Here is a 22,907-nt window from a genome sequence, read left to right as displayed (position 1 = left end):
CATGAGCGTACGGCAGGAGATACTCACCTTTCTGCGCGATCCAACCGCCTTTTCTCTCGAGGCCACTGATCCAGAAATTTGGCGTGCAGCTCTTGAGGAGTTCGCCGAGCCAAGCCTGACTCACCACGGAGAGCATCCACTGAGGCCGGCTCAGCGTGAGGCATGGTCTGGGTTGGCCAGCGCGCGGGCGGGCCTCGTGCTTGGTCCACCAGGTACTGGCAAGACTCACTTACTCTCGTGGATGATTCTCGGCTATGTCCACTCGCGCCGGGCCGCCGGCCTGCCAGCGCGCGTCTACGTCACTGCCTTCACCCGCAATGCCGTGGGTAATCTACTCGACGCTGTTGCCGAGCGCGCGCGTGTACATTGGCCGGGAGGATTCGGCCTCCACTTCTTTGGCAACGCGCCGCCTGCCGGTTTGTCGCAGCATATCCACCATCGGCCACGCCTCGACGGCAGCCACGGCACTGATGCCTTCGCAGACCTCTCCGACGAAGCCGTAGTGGTCGGTTCCTCGATCTGGTCACTCTACCGACTACTGCAGCACCCTGAGAGCGGAAGCGACGATGCATATACGGCAGGGCTCTTCGACCTCGTTTGCATCGACGAGGCATCGCAAATGGTGCTCAGTCACGGGCTTATGGCGATTGCCGGACTTAGGTCTAGTGGCCGCGTCGTGGTGGCGGGTGACGACCGTCAACTCCCACCGATCCGCGCTGCGCGCGAAGTGACACTGGGCGAGCGTCAAATCGGTGGCTCGCTCTATGGCTTCCTCAAGTCAGCCGAGGTGCCCGAATTTGCGCTCGACGAGACCTTTCGTCTCAATGCGCCGTTGACGGCGTTTCCCGAGCGAAAGTTCTATCCAGGTGTCTATCGCTCGGCTGTCCAAACTAGGCGGCTGGAACTAGCGCCAGACTGGAAGTTGGGCCTTGAACCTTGGGAGGCAGCAGTACTCGATCCCGATTGGCCAGTGGCAGTTTTGCTCCACGATGGGCCGCCGGCAGCCACCAGCAATGACTTCGAAGCGGGACTGGCCGCACAATTGGCAGGACGCTTAGCTGAGCGAATGGTCGGCGTGGATGCTGTTGCGGACGGAGCCCTCGCTGCCGATTTCTGGGTACAGCGCCTCGCAATGGTCAGCCCCCACCGCTCCCAGAACGCCAAAATCCGCAACGCCCTTCCGGATAGACTGCGAGCCGGTGCCTTCGTCGAGACTGTCGACCGCATCCAAGGTAAGGAACGCGATGCAGTTGTTCTCTCTTATTGCGTCGCCGACGCCGAGTTCGCTTTGGCTGAGGCCGACTTCATATTCGCCCCGGAGCGACTCAACGTGGCGATCACGCGCGCTCGCGCTAAGCTAATTGTATTGGTTAGCCGCCGTCTGCTCGAAGCCGTACCAGCCGATCAGGAGCAGATGGACAAAGCGGAACTGCTGCGCGAGTTTGTCTTCAGCGCCGAAGCGACAGGCGAGATCGATCTGCGCGGACCTTCGGGCAGTCGTGTCAAGGTGCAGATAAGGTTGTCTGGCTTTGGCGGGGCGCCCGAATTCGAGGAAATTGCTGTAGTAGCCGAAGCGACTCAAGAGGTTCCTGTCGGTGAACTAGAGGAACTTCTAGGGGCAGTGCGGGCAATTGCGTTGACGTCACGATACGGCACCGCGACGATACGCGATCTGCAGCGTCATCTCGCCACTAGGGACGACCTGCTCCCGGGGCTAGCGCAACTGCACTCGCGTGGGCGGCTTTCGCTCGAGCCGAAGCTTAGCCGAGATGGCCAATTCTGGACGGCACGCCCCCTTGATCCCGCTCGAAGCGTGTTCTCTGCCGATCCTGATACCGTCAGGCGTCACACAGAGGAAGCAATCAGCCAAGCCCGCAGCGGTCGACTATCACCTTTCTACGAGAGGGTTCGAGGCTATTTCGCCTGGATGGACGGAACTGGAGAAGACGTGCTGAAGCCCGTCTTCGATACGCTCAAAGACGAGGGACGACTAAGATACGGCATGGCGCGGGGCCGTCTCACCGTAGACTGGGTTGAGGAAGAGCCGCAAGCAATTGAAGTTCCGTCTGATACTGCGCCCGAACTCTCCGATGACGACTTCGCCGTGCTGAACGCGCTGGAGGATCTGGAGGCCGGGCGCATCAATTTCGGTATATTCGAGGCCTGGGCATCTGCAGCGGGGCTTGCTGATCAAACTCGGTTCTCTCGGGAGGTGGTGACCGCGGCACTTGCTAGGCTCGCCGCCACCGGTTGGATCATGCTAGCCTCCGATGGCCGCGTACGCAGCCGTATGGCCGAACTTGCGCGCGAGATCCGCTATGTGAAGCAGCGATTCCGGCACGACGACGCCGATCGCCGGCCCTATCTCGTGCGCGGCCTAAAGATCGAATTGCGCGATCGCAATAAACCCGAGCGCAGCGAGCCTGTCGCGGCGACATTCACACGAGTGGCCAGCCAACTGTCGGGTTCCCATGCTTTGGCGCTGCAGGGCTTATCAAACGCATTGACACGCCTGTGGGGACAGGGGAGTTCCATGGCGAGTTTCCAGGTGAGAAGCCTCGAAGCATTGTCGTTCGGCTGGAACGGTGGCGGCGGCGACACCTTCGTGGTGGCTGCGGATACCGGCTCGGGTAAGACGGAAGCTGCGGCTCTGCCGCTAATCGCGGGGGCAGCCGCCGACAAAATCGCTGGGATCGCAGGCGTTCGTGCGGTTCTTGCCTATCCGAGAATCCGCCTGGCCACCAACCAGGCGCAGCGTCTGGCCCGTTATCTGGCCGCACTGGCGGGGGAGCCAGGCATGCCGGTGGTCACGCTAGGGCTTCAGACTGGCCAGGTACCGGAGCGCTTCGACAACCTCAACGAACGGGAACGCCAGGCGGGATGGTCGCCGCTCGGTTCGGGAGAATTCACCTTTCCTTTCTTCGCCTGTCCGTCCTGTGCAGGCGACCTTATACTGGCGGCTGGAGGCGGAACAGCAGGTGCCGACCGACTGGCTTGTGTCAAGTGTGATTGGAGTTATGCCGGCTGGGTGGGTTCCAAGGTTGCGCTGCGCGAGGAACCGCCTGCATTCTTTCTGCCGACAACAGATTCACTTCACCAGTGGTTGCATGATACCCGTTGCGGGCGGCTGTTTGGCGACGATCCCGATTATGCGGCACCTCGTGCGATGCTCGCCGACGAGATTCATCTCTACTCTCATGTTCATGGGGCGCAGGTCGGTTACACGTTGCGAAGACTGGCTGCTCGCGCCCAAAGCAACACCTCCCTCGCACACCCGATATTGGCCGTCGGCATGAGTGCGACACTTGGCGACCCTGTCACCGCTTGGGGGCGCCTCGTAGACCGTGAACAAGTCGGCTTGCTCGCACCGACCGATGACGAGAAAAGGCCAAACCCACGAGGGCGCGAGTATTTCTACTTCGTCCAGCCGGAGGTCGAATCGCGGGGCCACGACATCGCGGGCGCGTCCACCACCATCCAGAGTCTTATGTGCCTTGCCCACGGCATGCGACGTCGAACCGGTGGCGAAGGTGGTTTTCGCGCGATTGCATTCCTCGATTCCATCGACAGAATACGGCGACTTCACGCGGCCTATGATGACGCTGAAATGGCCAAGAGGCTTGCCGCCTATCGCACGCGCAGCTACCCAGATGACCCACTGACTGGCCGGCCGCGCACTACCTGCTGCGGTGAGCCGCACGGCTGCGATACCTTCAGGGAAGGCGAGTGCTGGTTCTTTGCAGCTACCGACGCGGTCCAGCGCGGCGCTCGTGGACTACGTCGGCCCGGCAACCCACTGCGGGTAGCTGACCAACCGATCTTCTCTGGGGCTACCGGCCGAGTCGAGGCGTTGATTAAAGATTCTGACATCGTCTTCGCCACCTCTTCATTGGAAGTCGGCTATGATGACCCTGACATTACGCTGGTTTATCAACACTACGCACCTCTCAACCTCGCCAGCTTCATCCAGAGGAAGGGGCGCGGCGGCCGCGGGGCCGACGACCGACCGATCACTGCCGCCACCCTTTCTATTTATTCCAGCCGGGACAGTTGGTGGTTCCGCCGGCCGCACGAGATGATTGAGCCGGCCACGTTTGAGACGCCGCTCAATCCCGGCAATCATTTTGTGCGACGTGGGCAGGTGCTGGCGATCATGCTCGACGCCTTCGCCCGCTGGCAGTGGCGCCAAGGTGCCTCCTTCGAACTGGCATCGCCGCCCCAGCAGGCGCTGAACGAAGCAGAAGAACTCGCCGCCCGCGTATTCGGCCCCGAGGCATGGCGGGAGTTCGATAAGGCAAGTCTATTGGATCTGTGGTTGCAAGCGCTCTCCACCGCCAGCAACAACAAGCGCTTGACCTACCTCTCCGATTTCCGGTCGGCCGTCGAATGGGTTCCAAATGTGCTGTTCGACACGATCAACTTGCCGCGCCTTGCGGTGCATGCCGGTACCAGCGAACCTCGCCCTGAGGACATAGCCCTAGCGGTGGCTGCCGCTGCGCCCGGCAACGCCAGCCGGCGTTATGACGGCGTGGAGGTGCATTGGCGGCCGCCAATTAACGGCAAGGGTCCCTGGCTCGCCACGGAGGACTATGCAGCCCAAGAAACTCGACGGCCACTGGGCGACGACCCGGAGGCGTGGCTGGCTCGGTTGCCCGATGACGCGCGGCCGCTTCTTAGTCGCCTGTCGCCCGACTACTTCCGGCCGAAGCGGATCACTCTGGAGCCGCTCGGTCGGATGCACGGCACCGGCTGGCAGTCAGATTGGGTGGTTCCTGACCCTGCTGCACCAGTAGTCGCGCGTGCGCAGATTGGGGCTGGAGCGATCCGCGCCGTACGCCACGATTCGCGTGGGGCCCTTCGTGGCTTCCCCGTCGTGAAGGCGGCATCGGAACGGGCGCGCGGCCTCGAATCCTCTGGACTGGCGCCTTTGGTGGAGCGCGTAGAGTATTTCGTCGGCGATGGCGTCGGCGGCAAGGAAACCGGATTGGCGCTAGCACGTGTTTTCTGGGGCGCGGATGCCGAGCTGAACCTGGACGGCCAGCAATCTGAGACGGCCACTTTCTCACAAGTATTCACGGCACCAGACGACGATAGGCCGCTCCTTCACGGCTATCACGTGCAAACCGAGGGAGTCCGGTTTAGACTGGATGCCACGCACCTCGACACCTTCGTTGCCGAAGAGGCGGCACGCCTGAAAGAGGATGCACCAACTCGCCGCTGGCACACCGGGCAGATGCTCCGCTTCCTCGTTGAAAGCAAGTCCCAGGCGCAGGGGGTCAATGCCTATGAGGCACGGCGCGGCGCGGAACTGATCGTCAGCGCCGCAGGGGAGCCAGAGTTCAGGAAACGGCTGGTCCGTCTCCTCAATTTCTGGAGCCCGCAAAATTTGGCGGAACTGTTCGAGGACACCCGAGCGGGTATGCTCTCGCAGCATCCACTGCTGAGTAGGGCACGAGTCGCGCGGGTTGCCGACACCCTATCCGATCAGCGCTTCCAGGCGATATTCAAAGCTTCTGTTGATGCGACCACCAACGAAGACGACTTCGGCCGTTACTTAAAAAGTGCGGTGCTGCACAGCCTTGCCGTACGATTAAAGGAATCCTTCGTCCAAATAGGACGTGGCGACGAGCGCCGGGTAGCAATGCATGTGCAACTGCCGATCCAGTTCGCAGATCCCGGTGATCCCGTGATCACCATTTGCGAGACTGGCGCATTTGGTGATGGCACCGCGCGCTGCTTTGTGGAAGATTTCGAGGCATGCGTGCGCCACTGGACCGACGGCTTCATCGGAGACTGCCCCAACGCGCGCGAAGACATCATTCTAAGGCGCTTTTTTGAGCAGGAACGCCTGCACGAGCACTGGCGTCAACTAGATCCCAACGATCCAACCGCGCTCTCGGTGTTAGCGGCTCCGCTTGGCCTAGAGGCCGATAGCCCTGTACCATCCACCATCTTACGTATCCTCTTCGGCTCTGAACAGGTCGGTTTCGAGCAGTTCGATCTTTACGATCTCGCCTGTTCAATCCGGGCTACTGACGAACTACTTTTGTCTCGTTTAGGGCGGATGCCTTCGGCATGGGAATTAACTAGCGTCATGGTTGAGCACGGGCGGGAGAACAGTAGCTCGCCATCTGGCCAACTTCTCGCCGCTTATTCGTCACTCGAAGATGCAGCACAGGAAGAATCACTGTCGCCTAGTGGACGACTTGCGGACCAGATCTTTCGCTTACATGCGCGTTTGTGTGTGGATGGTTGCCGTGCCTGTACGCATCAAAGTAGTGACATGATGACAGACGGTATGGTCGAAGCCTCGACGAGCAGGTCCCTTCTGAATCGCTTTCTCAGCAACAGCTAATCAACTCGTTGGAAGAATATCGAAGCTGTCGAGGGCGTCATTTTCCTCAAGCCAGGAACGGACAGAGGCAGTAACCAGACGTAGCGTAGCACGCCCTTCTGCCAGGGCGATGAGGAACTCATCTACTTCCGCGTCACTGGTGAACGCGACGCGCTCCTCATCTAGTTCATGCCGTTTATTGCGAACTCGGATGACCGTATCCCTCAGAGCCTCTGCAGAAATGCTGTCTCTCACCTCTGTGGCCTCCCGGCCGCATTCCATTAAGCGCCGTCCGAGATCGGCCTCAACGTCAAGTTGCGTGAGTAGGTTTCCTATCGCGATAAGTGGCTTGAAGTCACGACTGGCGAGTGCACGCCAGTGTGTACGCAATTGTCTGTCGACACGAGCCAGTGAGTTGACGAAGTCCGAGTAGCTGTCGGCAATGTCGTGCAAGTTGTCTGCTGTCCGCGCATTCTCCAAACCATTGGCCAGGTACCTAGCTTCCTCTACGAGTTCCTCTAGCGCTTCCGCTTGACCAGTGTCCAAATTGAAGTTCGTGTCCCGCGCGATATCCAGGACGGCCTTCAGGCGACCGATCAACTTGTCGGAATCTTTGAGTCGATCCGCAGCCCTGCCTAGATTGTCGCCAATCTGCCGCTGTTCGACTGCCGCGCCCAGTTTCGGCAGCAGAGTCTCGAGTTCGACGAGTTGATCGCTCATGACGACTCAGTCCCCGATTCGCCAATGGCGGCTTTGAAGGCTCTGCCAACCTCGTGAATCTCCTCAAGCGATGCTGAGGAAGCGCCGGCCCGCACGCAGTCTCGGACATGGTCCAGTAGGGTCGCGACAACCTGTTCGCCCCGCTGCGAAAGGTCGCGAAATGCTTCGAGATCACGGGCTGGTGCACGCGCAAGCGAGCCGAGAACAGCCGCATTCCCACCTGGCATTCCGTCGCTATCCGATGAAAAGTTCAACATAAAGTCTTCGACACGCGTGTCAGCGGCCGCTTCAAGTCGCTGCTCGGCGCGGTGTAGGTCTTCCTTCCAGCCCTTTACCTTTGCTGGGTCGGCGTTTGATAGCTGATTAGACACGGCCTCTATCGCGCCGTCTACACGGGCAAGATGGGCGCGTATAGATCGCCCGCGCAGATTTACGCGCAAGATCTCAACTCGATCACGCACTTGCCTCGCTTCGATGTTGACGATGCGCGCAAGGCCTCCTTCTACGTTGCCAATGAGGTCGCGTATTTTATCGATCTCCCTTACTTGCGTTTCAACCGCCGTATCTGGCAATGAATCGAAACGGAGGGTGGTGCGCAACCGCCGGATTGCGCCCGCGGCCAGTGAGACGTCTGCAAGGCCGAAACCTTGAGATCCCCCCTGAGGTGTTCCGAGCATCTCGCGCAGTCCCTTGCGAAGCCTTTCATGCCAGTCCTTCGTGCTAGCGAGGTAATCTCGCCAGGGTTGGGAGCGCGCAGTTGGATCGCTTTCAGCTTCCGTCTCGTCCGACAAGATCGCTCGCAACTGCTCGTGCAGCGGGTCATCTGCGAACACAGCGCCACGCAGCCAAGCGCGCGCCAACAATACCTGAGTGAACGCTGGAACCGGGCTCCAGCGCGATCCATCCTGCCAAAGCGACAACCTTTGATCGGCATAGTCGCTGGCTAGTTCCTCGAGGCGGTGCATCATTACGGCAAGCGCACGCCGATGAAACTCCAAAGCGCGTATGCTCATGTCCTTGTCGAGCCGCAACGCGATATCAGCTTCCAGCCCTTCTTGAACCCATTTTTCCAGCGGGACAATGAAATAGCTTCGATGGGCCGGGCCAGTGCCTTCGATCTTTACTTGCTCTTGGGTCAGCAGACGCCGGAACGTGTACGGATCGAGTTCGATTCGGCGCGAGTCGATCGTCTGGACGAGATCGTGAACTCTCTTGTTCCATTCAGAAGGAGTGTCGAGATGTCCTGAGTCGATCCAGTTCCGCAACTGAGAGCGCAAGCGCTCCAACTCCGAGCGGGTCGGAGCCTTCCGTTTCGAAGGGGGAAGTCTCCGCTCAGGCGCAGGAGTTGGTCTCGAAGCGGATGGTACAGGTTGCTTCACTTCTGATGAGGACGACTCCGCAAGAGCCGGATACGCCAACGGAGAACGCGGCAGAGAATCTGTCGATTCTGCCGCCTGCCCTCCGAGCCAAGGAAGACAGAAGGTGGAGAAAACACCCGCTGGCACTTCGGCAAACGCTAACTCGCCACTGCTCAACTCAGTCGTATCTGCCCGCTCACGGTTGCCCCAGTAAGCGAGCACCCGTCGCATCCGTATTCGCTCGTCCATATCCTCCGGAAACGCTACTTCTAAGGTGCGCTCCAGCAGGGGCGACAAGTTGCGACTGTCCTGGACAAGGCCTCGGCTTTCGAGTAGCGCTGTCGGGAACTTGCCGTCTATAAGCGCTGGTGCTTGGCCAAGGACGGGCGTTAGGACGGCTTGGAGCATGCCGCGCGGTGTCCTCCACGTCATGCCACCGTCACGGTCATTCAGCGCTAAAAAGAACCGATCGAGCGCGTCCGCCGTAAACGGAAACAAGCCGATTCCGTCGACTTTACCGAATGTATGGTGACATCCCTCGCGTACGCTGCAATGATCGCATCGATTGGGTGGTGGGTGCGTAGGCTCCTCCCGACGTCGCTCGCGCCACTTGCCCAGTGCGCCAGTCCCAGCCCTGACGGCAGTCAAATAGCGCGCAACAAACGACAGCCGCGATTCTCTATGCCTAAGTGTCACCACGTCTTGAAATTCGCCCTCAGCACTGGCTTCGCCGAGGCTCAACTCATGCGTGATGCGACCCCGATAATTGCCGTGTAGCTTCTGATAGTAGGCCGGAGTGACACCCACAACGGAAATGAGCGGGCACATATCTCGCGCACTATCCGCACCGCGAGTCTCGGCATTGGTTACCAAAGCATCGATCAGGCTGTCGTCTATGCCTTCCCAACTCGTAATGTCTTCGAGCAGGAGCACGAGTCGCGCACCCCTTTTGCCCAGTTCTTCGCGAACCTGCCGGAACAGTGTCTTTAGCCCCTCTGCTGAAACACCCAGCAAGTTTTGCACCGCATCGTTCCGGCGCCGATTCAGAGCACTCATCAATGGGATGCTGTAGGGTAGTTGATCGGCGTGTTCACGTTCGATTTCCTCAGCCGTCCACCCCTCAGTTCGAAATTCAGCGACACTCCGAGCTTCGTTCATCAACTTGTGGGCAAGCTTCTCTGTTGCCGGGAGCACGCCACTGCCTCGTATGCACGCACAGCAGGCGGCTAAATCTTCGATGTCAAACAGGTCGAAACTTGCCGATTGCGAGTTCCGTTCGTCGCTGGTTCCCGGTCCTCCTCCTTCCATAAGCCGCAAAATCCGAGCCGGCCCTTTCCACTCGCGTTTGACGTTTAAATGACCAACTAATTCTCCTGGCCGGTTTGCTCGACACCATTCGTCATCTTCTAATGGTGGGTCGAAATGTCCTGGATCGAGCGCGGTGGCGAGATGGCTGAGAAGGATGTTTGCTCGCCCTTGTTCGCTTGCTCGGTGCCGGCGTCCGAGTTTGTCAAAGAGATCATGGAACTCAGATGGGAGTCGCTCCCGCAACTGACGCAGGGCCCCTTCGAGACTGCCGTCAGCACGCTGTATCAGCAGCTTTACATCAGTACCTTCAGGCCAATTAACTGAAAGCCAGCGGATTAGGTGGGACTTTCCTGATCCAGGCTCTCCCTGAACAACACAGAAGGCATGTTCTCGCGAAGGTACCGAGAGTGCAGCAAGTACGGCCTCTTCGTCTTGCCCGTTAATATCGCCTGCGTGGCTACCAGAAACCGCGATGCCTGCTATCGGAGTATGTGTTGCTAAGAAAACGCCTTCGTGATCTTCCAGCGCTTCGTTCCTGATCACGCTTGAGACATCGACGACATCCCAACACGGCTTTGCAGGGAGTTCCATCACGACGTCCCGTTGTAGATCACGGACTGAAACGCCTCAAATCGGTGAGGCTGATCTGCTGATAGGTGCACGAGGTCTCCGGAGTCACCTGGCCTTTGGAATTCGATAAGGCCCTCATCATGCAAATTTCGCAGTGCGGAACTTAGGATAGGCGACAATCGGCGAGCCCCCCTTTCATGCCCAATCCGCCGCATGGTTTGCAGATACATACGACCGCGGTCCAGGTAGGGCATGCGCGCCGATAAGATGTTGATGAAATCATCGGCCGACACTCTCTTACCCTGTTCTATCCCGGCTTTCGCCAATTCACGAACCAAACGTCCTTCAATTAGTGGATGGAATGGATTTGTCGACAATGGCAATGGCACCATAAGACCAAGACTAATCAGCCACCGTCGCCAAGTCGGTAGTTTGGTTGCGTTTATCCGCCGCTCGCCGTCATCATCCTTACCTTCTGGTAGGGCTTCATCAGCAGCATCAGCAAAGCTACTGTTGGTTTCCTCGCTAATCCAGCCTGTGCCGCCCTTGCGGTCGCTCTCCACCGCAAGCCAGGCGAACGTCTCTAGCACCACTGCATCCTTTTCAAGACTGTCGAGCTTTGCTAGATGTTCATGCACCCAATCGCCAAAACCAGCATAGTTTTCCGTGGTGCAGGACGGTACCAGTCTTAATTCATCGCCGTCAGCCTCAACGACGCCGAGACTCGTAGCCGCGCCGAGCACTTGAGAAAACGCCGTCGATTTCTCGCTTACCACCGCGCCGTCGCTCAGAAATGTAGGGTTCAACCAACCTTCCGCTTCGGCACGCGTTATTTGTCCCTCCTGGGTAGCCAGCAGAGAAACGAGCGACCAGACGCGCTCTGGTGTGCCTTGTGTAGATGAAAGCAGACTCACTTCGTCGCTCCCCTGTTTGAACCTAGTGAATCTAGGACTTCTTCCGGGTAAGGTGCGCGTCTTGAAAGTATCTGGTCAAGACGGCGCTCCCTTATTCGCAGATCCGGACGCGCCGCAACAACGAGTGGCATGAAATGCGCTTCTTCGATCCACTGCCAGAGACGCGATAATATCCTAGCAGCCATTTCGCCATTGAACGGCAATAGGATCGCTGTCGGCACTAAGGCGAGTGCGGCGAGAGGATCGTTCCGTAGTTCAGCGTGACTGAGGACGAAGCCGTATCTAACCGGTAATTTTGAAAGGAGCCGCGCGACACTGCCAGCATGGTCATCCGGGGCAACGAATTGCTCCATACCAGTTGTCGCCAAACGCCGGATAAGCTGCTCAAGCCCGGTCTCATAAGTTGGATCGACTGGGTTAATGAGGGTGGCTCCCGGTGGAAGGTCCGTAGCAACGTCTCCGATTTGGTACTCGGGCCACGTGCGCTCCAATCCGCTCGAGTGAATTGTGTGCGGCGGTTCCACGTTACTCGATCGGCATGCCGGACATCGGCCACATGGCGCGATGTATTTGACTGTTCGTTCGCCAAGCATCTCGAAAACCGCCCGTATGATGCATTGCTTTTCAGGCCGCCTCATCAGACGCACAAAATCGTCAAGTTCCGCTTTGGCGACCTGTTGCTCGGCGTTTCGCAGTTCAAAGATTTGATCCCAAACGCCGCTCGCTGATTTGTCGAAAATCGTTGGCTCCTTGATCTCTACATCCCAAAAGGCTTTGCCGCCTACTTTCTCGTCAATCGCCAATACTTCCAGAACGTGGGCTCGCTGCATCAGATTCAGCAGGCTCATATTCCAGTTCCGGTTAAGGTCACTGCCTACCCGCGTTCGCAGATCTTCGCGAACCGAATCGAGGTCCAACCTCATTTGTTGGTTCGGTCCGCTCCAGCGAACTTTCGAACGGCGTTGGAAAAGGGCATTCCAGCGCGCCTCCGCTACGTCCCGTGTCAGCCAAGAACTCGTCGCCTGGGAGTAGGCAGTTCTCACGTCGTCGCGAGCCTGCCGATGTTCGCTCGATGTAAACAGGCAAATAGCGAGGCCTTGATGTCCATCCCTCGCTGCTCGGCCGATCTCCTGATACCAACGCGCGGGACCTTCCGGGAGGCAAGCATGCACAACCGTCCGAACATTAGGCTTATCCACGCCCATGCCGAAGGCCGAAGTGGCAACGACGATGTCAATCCGCTCTGCGGCCCAGTCTGCGACGATCTGTTGCCGTTCTCTTGAATCGGTAACTTGTCCGGTGAATAGCGCAATTCGGTCATATCCGCGCATTCGCAGACGGCGAAACAGAGACTCCGCCGATACCCGGTCGTCGCCGCTACCACCGGGATCCACCGCCAGTGACGTATAGACGATCATTGGACGTGGCGCTCGATCGATCACGAAGTCTAATGCGAGGTCACGCTCTGCAGAACTTCCATATGCCTGAATGACTAGGTCATGCTCATAGCGCGGGATTGCAGCGTCGATTTCAAGCCAAGGGCCTGAATGGCCATAGGCGCTACGCAGAATACAGCGCGCTGCCGGGGGTAAAGTTGCAGACAAAAGCACAACGTTGAGTGCTGGATTGCGTTCTCGCAATTCAGCAACCAAAGCCGGCAGACGCTGAAAGTCGGGTCGAAATGAGCGCCCCCAACTTTCAATGATATGGGCTTCGTCAATAAATAGCGTGCGCAGTTGAGCACGCAGGCTTTGTGGCTTTTCCTCTGGGTCCGTTGCTGCCTCCAATAATGCCTGCCGTGCAGAACCAAGTGCGATCTCCGGTGAAAGCAGCAGAATTGGAGTTTCACCGCGACGAAAGGCGTTCAGGTCTGCGTCCCTCTCCGTACCCTTTAGATCGCCCGTCAAGGCCGCGCTCTTCTCCAACCCAGACATCGTCCGGAGCGCACGAACATGATCCAACGCGAGGGATACTGTCGGTGTGATTACGGCCACACAACTCGAAGGATTACGACTTCTGGAGCCCAATGCATCCAATTGAAAGATCATGCTCTTGCCGGACCCCGTCGGCATGCACACCATGAGTCCGCCACCAGACGGCATGGTGAGAAGTGCCCGCAGACTGGACTTCTGCGCTGCAGCTCGATAACTTCCAAATGCCGTATGGCGCAAAAGCGTCGCATCTGGTGTGTGGTCGGAGAAGGTTCGTCGCAAATTCACGTCGAGCCTTTCTGCTGCCCAGAAGCCGGCAGGCGCTCGATCATCTCGCCGTTCGTCTACAAGTCGTAGGATACCGAATTCATGTATGAGGCCGTGTCGAGGAAGAGCAACGAGTTCCTCGGAATTCAGATGTAGCGCCTCGTTATTGAGTTTAAGTCGTCCGCCGTTCAGCCTTACCAGTGAACGAAGTAACGCGAGACGATCATTGACCGAATAGGCGTGAGATAACGCTGTTTTCTGGCGTTCGAATTCAGTTTGCAACCATATTTCAGCATTTCTAGAGGCATCAGACACAAGGGTCATAACGATCAATTACATCGAAATCTTATTAACCTTTTTGCCCAAATCGACTGCTTTCGTCATTAAATCGCACTCTATTTTGTTCGAGTGGGCACCTAGATAAAGTCGTCGAATCTGGAACTACAGATAGCATAGGCGAGAAGAGGAAATAGTGCATCGTAATTTTAACGAGATTAAAAATCTCATTTGCACTTGATGACAATATCAGCCGCTTCCGAAAAGCTATTCACGGTGTAATCAGGAATTATGGGGCCATTTGTTTGCTCCCAAAGTGGCTTAAATCCGCTTGGGAAGAAGATTGTTGTCAACCCAGCCTCTTTGGCAGGACGAATGTCGCGTTCAAGTTGATCGCCCACCATGAAACCTGGCGAAGACTGACCAACAAGTCTCTGAACTCGACGATATAGGCGCGCATGCTTTGGAGCTTCGATGATCTTGTCAAAGTATTGATCGACACAATGAATGCCCGCCGTCCGTCGGGTCCTGCCTCGTGCCGCTTCGGTAACGACGATAATAATTCGCCCTGACGACTGAAGACGCCTGAGTCCTTCTAACACGCCCGTGCGTAATTCTGGTGTTCGACTTATTTCTTCATAGAATTTCCTCGCCAGGCGTTCCGTATCTTCCTCTCCGATTGCGTTGTGGTGTCCCGATAAGGTTCGCCCAAGGCGGGAGGCCCTGGTAGGATCAATGCCCGAAATGGCAAGAGTCAACACCCCAACTAGCAACTGGGGCGGATACTTAAGGCCTTGATGGTGATGTTCAGCGATCTTTTGGTCAAGTATACGCACGAAGCGCAGCCTGTCGTCTGTCTTCGCGTTCATGGCAAGAAGGGATTCAACTTGCTCTAACATTTGCAGTTGAGCATTGGCGAAAATCTTGTCCGTATCCCAAAGGGTATTATCAGCATCAACAAAAACACTGGAGTGTGAGTCTCGGATCACTGGTCTCCCTCAAGGGTTTCAGCAGAGTCGCTGCCATTTACATTGTGATCGAGCGTAGCAGTGGGAAGTTTAGGTAATGTATTTTCTGAAGCTTGAATGGGCACTGCACGCTCCGAAACAGGTGATTGCGAAGATAAATGTGATGTCGGCGCGATAAAAGCATGAATAAATCCAAGTAAGATCAACCAAACAAGTAGGCAACGAAGCGAAAAAGCTAAGATGTTTTGTGCCGGTTCGAGATAGCGAACTTTATCCGCAGTTTTTGCCGCGACTAGATACGTTTCTGCAATGTAATTTCTTAGGTATTTAGCGCCAATATTTTCAGTCAAGCTCGTGTCCAAAGATTTTGGCGACGGGTCGAAAAACGATTCGGCCCATGCGGATGGACGGACGCTGATGATTGCAGGAAAGAACAATTGAGACCTTGGGGCCTGCAGTTGCGTTTCGGGTTTGCTTGGATCAGCATTTGGAAACTTGAAACGCGTACGCGTAGCATGGAAAATCACTAGCGCACCGCTGATTGCACTTAGAACGAACAATAAAAAAATTAGATATCCAGAAGCAATGAGCAGTGCTGAAATATCAAAAACATAGATTGAATTAGGTACTTGGTAAGCTTGGGCAAAGCGACTGAATAGCATGCCCGAGAGCGCACTTAAAAAAGAAGTAATAATCAAGAGTCTTGTTGCTTTTTGATCTTGATACTCTGTTATCTCCTTCACTTCATCGAGAGATTCTCTTCCAAGTTTTAGCGCTTCATCCAGCCTGTTCCCCGAGAACTCTTGGGGTAGGTTTTTCGTTTTTTGTTGAATTTCTTCGATAATCTTATCACTTGCGAGCGTTTGCACACCTTTATCCGACGATAGGCGTGGAAAATACTCGATATCTCGTGCCACGAACGCGTAATATATTGCCCTTAAACCGGATAGATTTTGTTTTGTTGTCCTGGTCAATGTCGAACTCCCTAAATACGATGTCTTTTTGTAATAATGCATTCAGTTCGTGATGCTTTTGAAACTCTAATTTTTGTCACTGTTGTCTGAGAATTGTTTAGACGGGCAGAATTCCAAGGCGACGATCGCGGGACCTTAGCCATACCAAAACTGGTAACGAGGCTAGTATCAACCACGTTTTGCCAACAACCTGCCCTCCCAGGAAGTCCAGACTACCGAACGCGACCCAAAGAAAAACTATGCTATCGACGATGAGACCCACTATGCCACTGGCGATGACAGCGCTTACAAACCGTCTCCGCTGCAAAGGCGTATAGACTGCTAAATCGGCGAACTCAGATAGAAGAAACGCAACTGTCGATGCGATCACGAGTGCTGGAGGTGCGAAACTTGCCGATAGCAACGCCCCTACAGCAATTGCTGCAACGGACCAGTTAAGGCCGAGCCTACGTTGCACAAGATCACGTAAAGTCAGGGCGAGACCAACTGTCAACACTCCGCTCGGAGCTTCCAGTCCGGGCGCGACCGGTATCAAACATGGACCGTCGGGGATACAAGTTGTTCCGACATTGCCAATCAACCAATTGGAGAGCGGGATCGATCCTGCGAAACCTAGAAAGAAGGCGAATCCTTCCAATTTGCGTTTGCGTTCCAACTCAGTCATTTCGGATCCCTCGCTTCCGATGATGGTTCGCCCTTAAATCGCAGATATCCTTTGGCGCGCAGATCACAGGCTGGACATGTGCCGCATCCGCGTCCCCACTCGTGTGGAGTCCGATCGCCCTGGTAGCAAGTATGGCTCTCCTCACGGATCAGATCGACAAGTGCGTCACCACCAAGGTCGCGAGAAAGGCGCCACGTCTCGGCTTTGTCGATCCACATCAGTGGTGTGTGGATTACGAAACGCGTATCCATTCCAAGGTTGAGGGCCAGTTGTAGGGCTTTCATCGTGTCGTCACGGCAGTCTGGATAGCCTGAAAAGTCAGTTTCGCAGACTCCAGTGACAATATGTTTTGCGCCTCTTCGATATGCGATGGTTGCCGCGAAAGTCATAAAAAGAAGATTTCGGCCAGGTACGAAGGTGTTTGGCAACCCGTTTTGCTGCATTGATATCTCTACGTCACGCGTTAGAGATGTCTCGCTTACCTGTCCAAGTACAGAGAGATCGATCATATGATCAACTCCCAGTTTGCTGGCCCAGCGAGGAAAGCCGTTTCGAACGGCCTCTAGGATAACTGGACGCGTATCAAGTTCTATGCGATGGCGCTGGCCATAATCGAAACCGACCGTTTCAATCCGTTCGAAACGTTCAAGCGCCCAAGCTAGACAGGTGGTCGAATCTTGACCGCCCGAAAAGAGTACGATCGCATCTCCTTCGTTCATTGGTCCACCCGATTATCCTTCGTATTCGGCCCAGCAGTGAGGCGTTTCAAAGACTTTTACCGAACTGGTCTGAGGTAAGTTTGGCTTGATTCGTTCCCAAATCCAGACTGCAATGTTCTCCGCTGTCGGGTTTTCAAGCCCTTCAATTTCGTTGAGGCAATGATGATCAAGTTGTGTGAGCAACGGGCCAAATATGGCCTCTACTTCGAAGAAGTCGATAACAAAGCCAGTGTGGGGGTCAACTGGTCCTTCAAGTTGCAATTCAACCCTATACGAATGTCCGTGCATTCGATGGCATTTGTGAGTCTCGGGCACATGAGGCAGGCGGTGAGCTGACTCAAAAGTGAATGCTTGAGTAATTTTCATGGGATTCCTATCTGCTTATGTGTCTGAAGGCTGAGTTGCCATCTTGGATTTGCCAGACAATAGGCAATCGCGGCCTGGGTGTTCTCACTGAGATTTGGACCGTCCATAGGTTGGAGAAGGAAATTCTCGAAGGATAGCGCCTCAAACAACTCAGGTTCGACACCCGTCTGAGGAAAAACGAGTTTGAGTTCATTGCCGTAATTCAGTGTTAAGGACGTTCCCGCTTTTGGGCTTACGCAGATCCAATCGATACCTTCCGGCGGGTTTACTGTACCGTTTGTTTCTACCGCGATTTCAAACCCTTCTTCATGCAAGGCTGCGATCAGTAGCGCATCCACCTGGAGCAAGGGTTCTCCCCCGGTCAACACCACAAAACGTCGGCAATTCTGTGTGGGAACCCATTTTGCGGCAATCGAAGCGGCAAGTTGGTTCGCGGTGGCAAAACGCCCCCCTCCATCGCCATCGACACCGACAAAGTCGGTGTCGCAGAACTGGCAGATGGCGCTCGCTCGGTCAGCCTCTCGTCCTGACCACAAATTGCAGCCTGCAAACCGGCAAAAAACGGCTGCTCGACCAGCGTTGGAGCCTTCGCCCTGTAGGGTGTAAAAGATTTCTTTTACCGAATAGGTCACTGCTTCACAGGACCTCCGGATTTCGTGGCAACGCTCGTCTCAGTTCTTGAACCAGGTGCAAAGATAACTGTCTCACGTCAGCAGGAACATTCTGCAAGCCATTCCAGCGACGACGTTCGTTCCCAAAGACCCATTCTCCGGAACTCCAAGCAGTGCGACCTTTCAGGTGCCGCAAGCCTTGAGCGAATGAGTCTCGATCTTCTGCACCTGTGGAAATATGCAAGGCTTCCATGACGTAGCCCATTGCGATAATTCCTGCTCCATGTAGCAAGCGCGAAGACTTCGGTGTCTTATCTTCCCAGTCTTCAGCAAAGACATACCTCACAGCATGAAAGTATTCGCTGATGAGATTGACGCCTCGCTCCAAGAGCAAATTGTTATCATCGGCGTAGAGGCGCAGTGCCCCGTCACTTAACGAATTCATCAGCACACGTTGCAAAACTGTATCGCGAATTACTCCCTTGGGATTTGTTTGCTGGCGGATCATACCGCGCAAGGCGGAGCCTTCTCGATAGTTCAACGCTTCAGTCATCAACGCAGCTTGGCTGCGGTTTGACATTCGTGGTGGCAGGTCGCTCACCTGCGGTAGCAACTCATACACCAGCGCTTTTGGAAGTGGTCTCGTGTTGTTTATGAGAATGAATTGTTTTTGAAGTTCCTCGAGACAGTCGCAGATGAAACCGGATACAAGAACTTCAAAATCTCGATCCGGTATCTCGTTCAGTGCGGTAAATCTTTGCTGTCCATCGACAATCCACCCTGGTGCTCCGTTCGACACGTCGACAGTCAAATGACCATGCCGACCTTCTTTGTTGGTCATTTCCAGAGTTGCTGACTTTGTGAAGGCAACGATAATCGGATTGGGCAAGATTGCATTCGGCTTTTCAAGATAGTCACGAATTTCTCGAATATGACTTGCAATCTGAGGACGTTGAAAACCACGCAATGTTCCAGCATCGTCACGGCCGGCGCGTTCTATCCGAGCAAAGCGTTCAACGTCTTTAGCACGTGCAGCGAATGTAAAAACCGGCAACCCGTCGCTTTGGCGCGGGACCAATACATCAAAGCGCAATAACTGGGGTGTATTCATGCTAGACTCGCTTTAAAATGCTGCAAATGACGATGAAAGACATGCAAATTGTGCATGCCGCGCCTTTTGTTTCGATTTGAATTTCTGAAAATCAGTGCTTCAACACCGCCCTCTCGGCATACTCGGCAATCACATGACTCCCACGGACGATCTTCAAGTGTGCGCTGATAGATTTTGCGCTGACGCTCGAGTACCTGAGCGCGCCTTGTTGGAGAAGTCTCATCGTCCCAGTTGAGCTTGTCCCAATACACCATCACGGCATCTAGCGCTTGGTCGATATCAATCTCCCCACTATCGAGTCGCCGGACACCATCAAGTGCGGTGGCCTCAAGCAGACGAATTTCTTCTTGGTTTAGGAGACCTTGTTGAGCCTTGTTTTTAAGTTTGTTGTTTTCGGTGGCTTGAGGAATTCTAATTGCGGTGTAGTAGGAAAGTTCTCCATCGGCGTTTCTCATCCAATAATTCTTCCGCGCATCTTTAAACGCACGAACTAGTGGTGAGGTTGTGTCGAAGCTACTGACGCCGTATTTCTCCAAGTCGGCTAAGTTTTCAATTTTGCCGAATCCAAGTAAATGTAGACGAATATTGGAAGGAATAACTTCTCGAATAGCCGCAAGCACACGCCTTATTTGCTCGATTTTGAGTGGGACGGTGCCGCCTATTGCAAGATAATCATAACCCATTTTAACTAGGTTATCTGCCGCCTTGGCCATACTTGGACCGGACCAGCCTTGAACAACACCCATTGGGACGAAGTTTTTGCCAAGTTTTTTTGACTCTATTTTGAATTCCGCGGCGTTTTGTAGGGTAATTGCGAACCGCGAGCGTATGTCTTCAGGAACTTCATCTTCCAGCCGTTCCTTATCTGGTTGGTCAAAATCGAAAATAAGGTGATCTGGTGAACAGCCATGCGTAAAACCACCGTCTCCATAAAATTCCACAGTGTCTGAAGCTTGGTACGGCGGTTCTGTCATATTGCGATACGTAAACGCTCCGCAATCTCCCATCATCATGCTGTCTGGAAACCGCTCTACAGGGAAGCGAAGAAATTGTCTGGCTCCTTCCCGCCTGAACCGCATCAGTTGGGCTTCGGTGTACTTTCCAGTGATCAGTGCATCCCCAACGATGCCGCGAGAGACAAGGATGCCGTCATATGGTGCTTGGCTCAAAAATTCATGAGGAAACTGATCGTCGCGATAAATAGCACGTCCTGCACCGTTGCGATCGGCAATGAAGTCGTAAGTCGGATCCACGAAATCTAGACTATCGGCGAACACAAACTTCATTATACGACCTTTGACATTGAATGCGTGTGATCGAGACGCGCCAATTGTTCGGATAGCAGTTTGATGTCTCGATTAATGTTTTGTATGTCGCTCCACTGGCGATCTATGTCGGGCCAACGTCCACTGGTCCAGCAGCAATATGGTGCAATTTTTGTCAGTGATTCGACGGCGTGGTGGTGCAGATCGCCATCTGTTGGTGCGCGCGCCATAACGCGATCCATCAAATATCCCATCGCCTCAATTCCGGCGGAATGCATAAGCCTGCTTTGCGTCGGCGATTTTCCCCAAGCCTCTGGAAATACTCGTGCGACCGCTCTCCAGAACGCCAGCAGCACCTCTATCATCGCAGCGCAATCTGCCTCTTGTGCGGAAGAGGCTTTGTAAGGGGCTAGTGCTCCGAGTGGGCTATTGATGCTATTGCGAACTGCCTTTAGGAGGGCAGTGTCAACGACTACGGCAGTCCCAGTATACTCATCAGATATTCTGCTGATTAATCCGCGGAATGGGGACTCCTCAACGGTCGCCAACAGGTGGACAATCGCACTCGGAATGCGACGAGGAGCAAGGTCACGTGGAAGGCGTGTCTCGACCTCCGGAAGCAGTTCGTTGATCAACCGGGATGGTAATGGGCGGGCCTTATTTACTAGAATGAACTGCTCGCGATGTGTGGCCAGATCTTCCGAAACAAATGCAACCACCGGGACTGGAAAACTCTTATTCTTTGCCTCAGCCAAGGCGATTGATCGCTGTTGACCATCAACGATCCAAGCGGCTTTCGCACCATTTGACGAAATGGGGATGCGCAGCGTTCCAGCTTGCGATGTGCCTACGTCACCATCGGGCTTACTGCCGCGACTTTGGGTAAAAACTACCTGCGGAGAGATCGCCAAGATAATGGCATTCGGAAAAAGGACGCTTCCTTGATCCAGAAATTCGACGATCGAACGAACATGGTTACGGATGTGCTTGCGCTGAAATCCATGTAATGAGCCGTCTGAACTCCGGTGTATCCGACTAATTTCGGCAAACCGCAATAAGTCTGCCCCTGGCACAAAAAAGGCGTAGATGTCTATCCCATCAGCCTGTTGCGTACGTAGTGCGCGTATTGTCAGCACCGCAACCGACGACTTTCGCTGCCGACTCATCCAGAAGTCCTTTCATTTATCACCTTTTGATAAAGGCGTGAGAAACGAGTCTGTTCGCAGGCAACCCCCTCTTCGTCTCGAAGGATGCGTAGCAACCTTCCAACACCGGTTTTTGTCGGTAAGTGCTGACAGATAAGTTTCAGGATTTCTTCGTCGGCAAGTCGATTTCGGGACTTCCGTATAGGTGTCTTCTTTCCTGATAAGATTGAAGAAACCCATTCTCGATGTGCGTTCAAGTCGCCGTAGGGCACATCTGACAAACCTATAGAGACGAAGTGCAATAATGCACGTTGTGCAAAATCGCTACGCGTGCCTGGAAATATAGCCTCTAAGCGTTCGTCGTAAGGCATTACACACTCTGCAAGGCGCGGTGGCAGTAGCCGAGACAGGTTGGAGCCCAGAATTCGTAGTCGACTAATACCGGAAGCAGACAGGGAGAGGAGACTTGGCGCCAACATCTGCGCGTAAGGCTGACTCAGGGCAATCACGACATGGCCATGATCTGTGCTTCGAATTACTTTGGAAATCTCCGTAGAGTACGGTCCTTTGCTAACCGATGACCACCAATTTTCAGGGTTTAATTGACCAGTTATGCAATTACCTAGGCTGTCATCCCCTTTTCCGCTCACCGTAATTCCATATGTGGGTACAGTTGCTTCCGCCGAGACCAGACCAAGGCCGGCAGATACAATATAGAGAGGAGCGCCCGATATGTGGGCCGCGCGAAGGCCCAATTGGAAACCGCGGCCGCAATAAAGTTCACGTGCCTCACATTTCTCAGGCAGTTTCTCCAACCGCTTTATCCAAGCAGTTTCAAGGTCAGACTGTTCGGATTTGTTCAGGGAAACTGCACGAGAAAATTGGTCTGGAATTACCTTTTTGCGACTGGTGCAAGGTACCAGTAGAGCAGAAACGGCTTTTGCCGGAAGTTTATTTTCGTGCAATTTGAACATGAAAATATCCTTGTGCCGCAACACTGGCTACCGGTTAGATACATTGCTTCGTGCGGCAAGGCGCCAAGTGCCGCGAATTTTCTGCGGTTTTTGTCGAAGAGCTACGCTGATATGCCCGCATTGTCAATATTTTATGTGAAATATTTTGGTAAACCAACAACCTTTTAGAGAGCAGTTAATGTGAGGCTTGGAAATTCTCTGGTGCAATAACTGCGGCTGACTGGGTGGAAAATATAGAACATGCGCCCGCAGTTTTGGGTAGATTTGAGCCGTATTTCAGTTCCAAATTACATCATCCTAGATCAGTTTTTGTTGCCAGAAAGAGTTGGCTCGGTTTGTCTGAACAGTTTCGGGCGTTTCGCTAAGTGGATTTTCGCCTCGATTAAGCCGCCACCATCATCGGCGTCAGAGCGTTGAAGTAAGCCTGATCCG

15 protein-coding genes are annotated in these 22,907 nt (G+C 54.7%); 1 reads left to right on the top strand and 14 read right to left on the bottom strand.

What is annotated here, in order from left to right:
• Position 1 precedes the first annotated feature (1 nt).
• Positions 2-6,355 carry an AAA domain-containing protein gene (locus tag CLV41_RS07015; RefSeq protein WP_103221621.1) on the top strand — a complete coding sequence of 2,118 codons (6,354 nt, stop codon included), beginning with the start codon at positions 2-4 and terminating at the stop codon, positions 6,353-6,355.
• On the opposite strand, the gene CLV41_RS07010 is transcribed toward CLV41_RS07015, so the two are convergent.
• The 14 genes from CLV41_RS07010 to CLV41_RS27475 form a co-directional block, all read right to left on the bottom strand.
• Entirely contained in the window at positions 6,356-7,054 is a 699-nt protein-coding gene (locus CLV41_RS07010) for a hypothetical protein (RefSeq protein WP_103221620.1), read from the bottom strand.
• Positions 7,051-10,311, bottom strand: a complete 3,261-nt coding sequence (locus CLV41_RS07005) for a hypothetical protein (RefSeq protein ID WP_146048527.1) — start codon at positions 10,309-10,311, stop codon at positions 7,051-7,053. The genes CLV41_RS07010 and CLV41_RS07005 overlap by 4 nt, the downstream gene beginning before the upstream one ends.
• Positions 10,311-11,204: a hypothetical protein gene (locus tag CLV41_RS06995; protein WP_146048526.1), complete on the bottom strand. Its 894-nt coding sequence runs from the start codon at positions 11,202-11,204 to the stop codon at positions 10,311-10,313. The genes CLV41_RS07005 and CLV41_RS06995 overlap by 1 nt, the downstream gene beginning before the upstream one ends.
• Positions 11,201-13,684 carry a DEAD/DEAH box helicase gene (locus tag CLV41_RS06990; protein ID WP_170107134.1) on the bottom strand — a complete coding sequence of 828 codons (2,484 nt, stop codon included), beginning with the start codon at positions 13,682-13,684 and terminating at the stop codon, positions 11,201-11,203. The genes CLV41_RS06995 and CLV41_RS06990 overlap by 4 nt, the downstream gene beginning before the upstream one ends.
• 221 nt (positions 13,685-13,905) lie before the next feature.
• Complete coding sequence (locus CLV41_RS06985) at positions 13,906-14,667, bottom strand: HAD family hydrolase (RefSeq protein WP_103221615.1); 762 nt, start codon at positions 14,665-14,667, stop codon at positions 13,906-13,908.
• Positions 14,664-15,620, bottom strand: coding sequence for a hypothetical protein (locus CLV41_RS27480; RefSeq protein WP_146048525.1), 957 nt, complete (start codon positions 15,618-15,620; stop codon positions 14,664-14,666). The genes CLV41_RS06985 and CLV41_RS27480 overlap by 4 nt, the downstream gene beginning before the upstream one ends.
• Positions 15,621-15,717: 97 nt before the next feature.
• Positions 15,718-16,284, bottom strand: coding sequence for a VUT family protein (locus CLV41_RS06980; RefSeq protein WP_103221614.1), 567 nt, complete (start codon positions 16,282-16,284; stop codon positions 15,718-15,720).
• Complete coding sequence (gene queC / locus CLV41_RS06975; RefSeq protein WP_103221613.1) at positions 16,281-17,003, bottom strand: 7-cyano-7-deazaguanine synthase QueC; 723 nt, start codon at positions 17,001-17,003, stop codon at positions 16,281-16,283. The genes CLV41_RS06980 and queC overlap by 4 nt, the downstream gene beginning before the upstream one ends.
• Before the next feature lie 12 nt (positions 17,004-17,015).
• On the bottom strand, positions 17,016-17,369 hold the full coding sequence (gene queD / locus CLV41_RS06970; RefSeq protein ID WP_103221612.1) for a 6-carboxytetrahydropterin synthase QueD: 354 nt from the start codon (positions 17,367-17,369) through the stop codon (positions 17,016-17,018).
• Positions 17,366-18,001 (bottom strand): 7-carboxy-7-deazaguanine synthase, encoded by a 636-nt coding sequence (queE, locus tag CLV41_RS06965; protein ID WP_103221611.1) that lies wholly within the window; start codon positions 17,999-18,001, stop codon positions 17,366-17,368. Before queE ends, queD begins: the two co-directional genes overlap by 4 nt.
• A gap of 4 nt (positions 18,002-18,005) precedes the next feature.
• Positions 18,006-19,091 carry a DGQHR domain-containing protein DpdB gene (gene dbpB / locus CLV41_RS06960; protein WP_103221610.1) on the bottom strand — a complete coding sequence of 362 codons (1,086 nt, stop codon included), beginning with the start codon at positions 19,089-19,091 and terminating at the stop codon, positions 18,006-18,008.
• Positions 19,088-20,377: a tRNA-guanine transglycosylase DpdA gene (dpdA, locus tag CLV41_RS06955; RefSeq protein WP_103221609.1), complete on the bottom strand. Its 1,290-nt coding sequence runs from the start codon at positions 20,375-20,377 to the stop codon at positions 19,088-19,090. The genes dbpB (CLV41_RS06960) and dpdA overlap by 4 nt, the downstream gene beginning before the upstream one ends.
• On the bottom strand, positions 20,377-21,522 hold the full coding sequence (gene dbpB / locus CLV41_RS06950; protein WP_103221608.1) for a DGQHR domain-containing protein DpdB: 1,146 nt from the start codon (positions 21,520-21,522) through the stop codon (positions 20,377-20,379). Before dbpB (CLV41_RS06950) ends, dpdA begins: the two co-directional genes overlap by 1 nt.
• On the bottom strand, positions 21,519-22,475 hold the full coding sequence (locus CLV41_RS27475; protein WP_146048524.1) for a DUF6884 domain-containing protein: 957 nt from the start codon (positions 22,473-22,475) through the stop codon (positions 21,519-21,521). The genes dbpB (CLV41_RS06950) and CLV41_RS27475 overlap by 4 nt, the downstream gene beginning before the upstream one ends.
• Positions 22,476-22,907 lie beyond the last annotated feature (432 nt).

This window comes from Roseibium marinum (assembly GCF_002906165.1).
In the GTDB taxonomy this organism is placed as follows: Bacteria; Pseudomonadota; Alphaproteobacteria; order Rhizobiales; family Stappiaceae; genus Roseibium; species Roseibium marinum.
The sequence above is the reverse complement of the archived record's forward strand: the minus strand, read 5'-3'. Positions and strand labels throughout refer to the sequence as shown.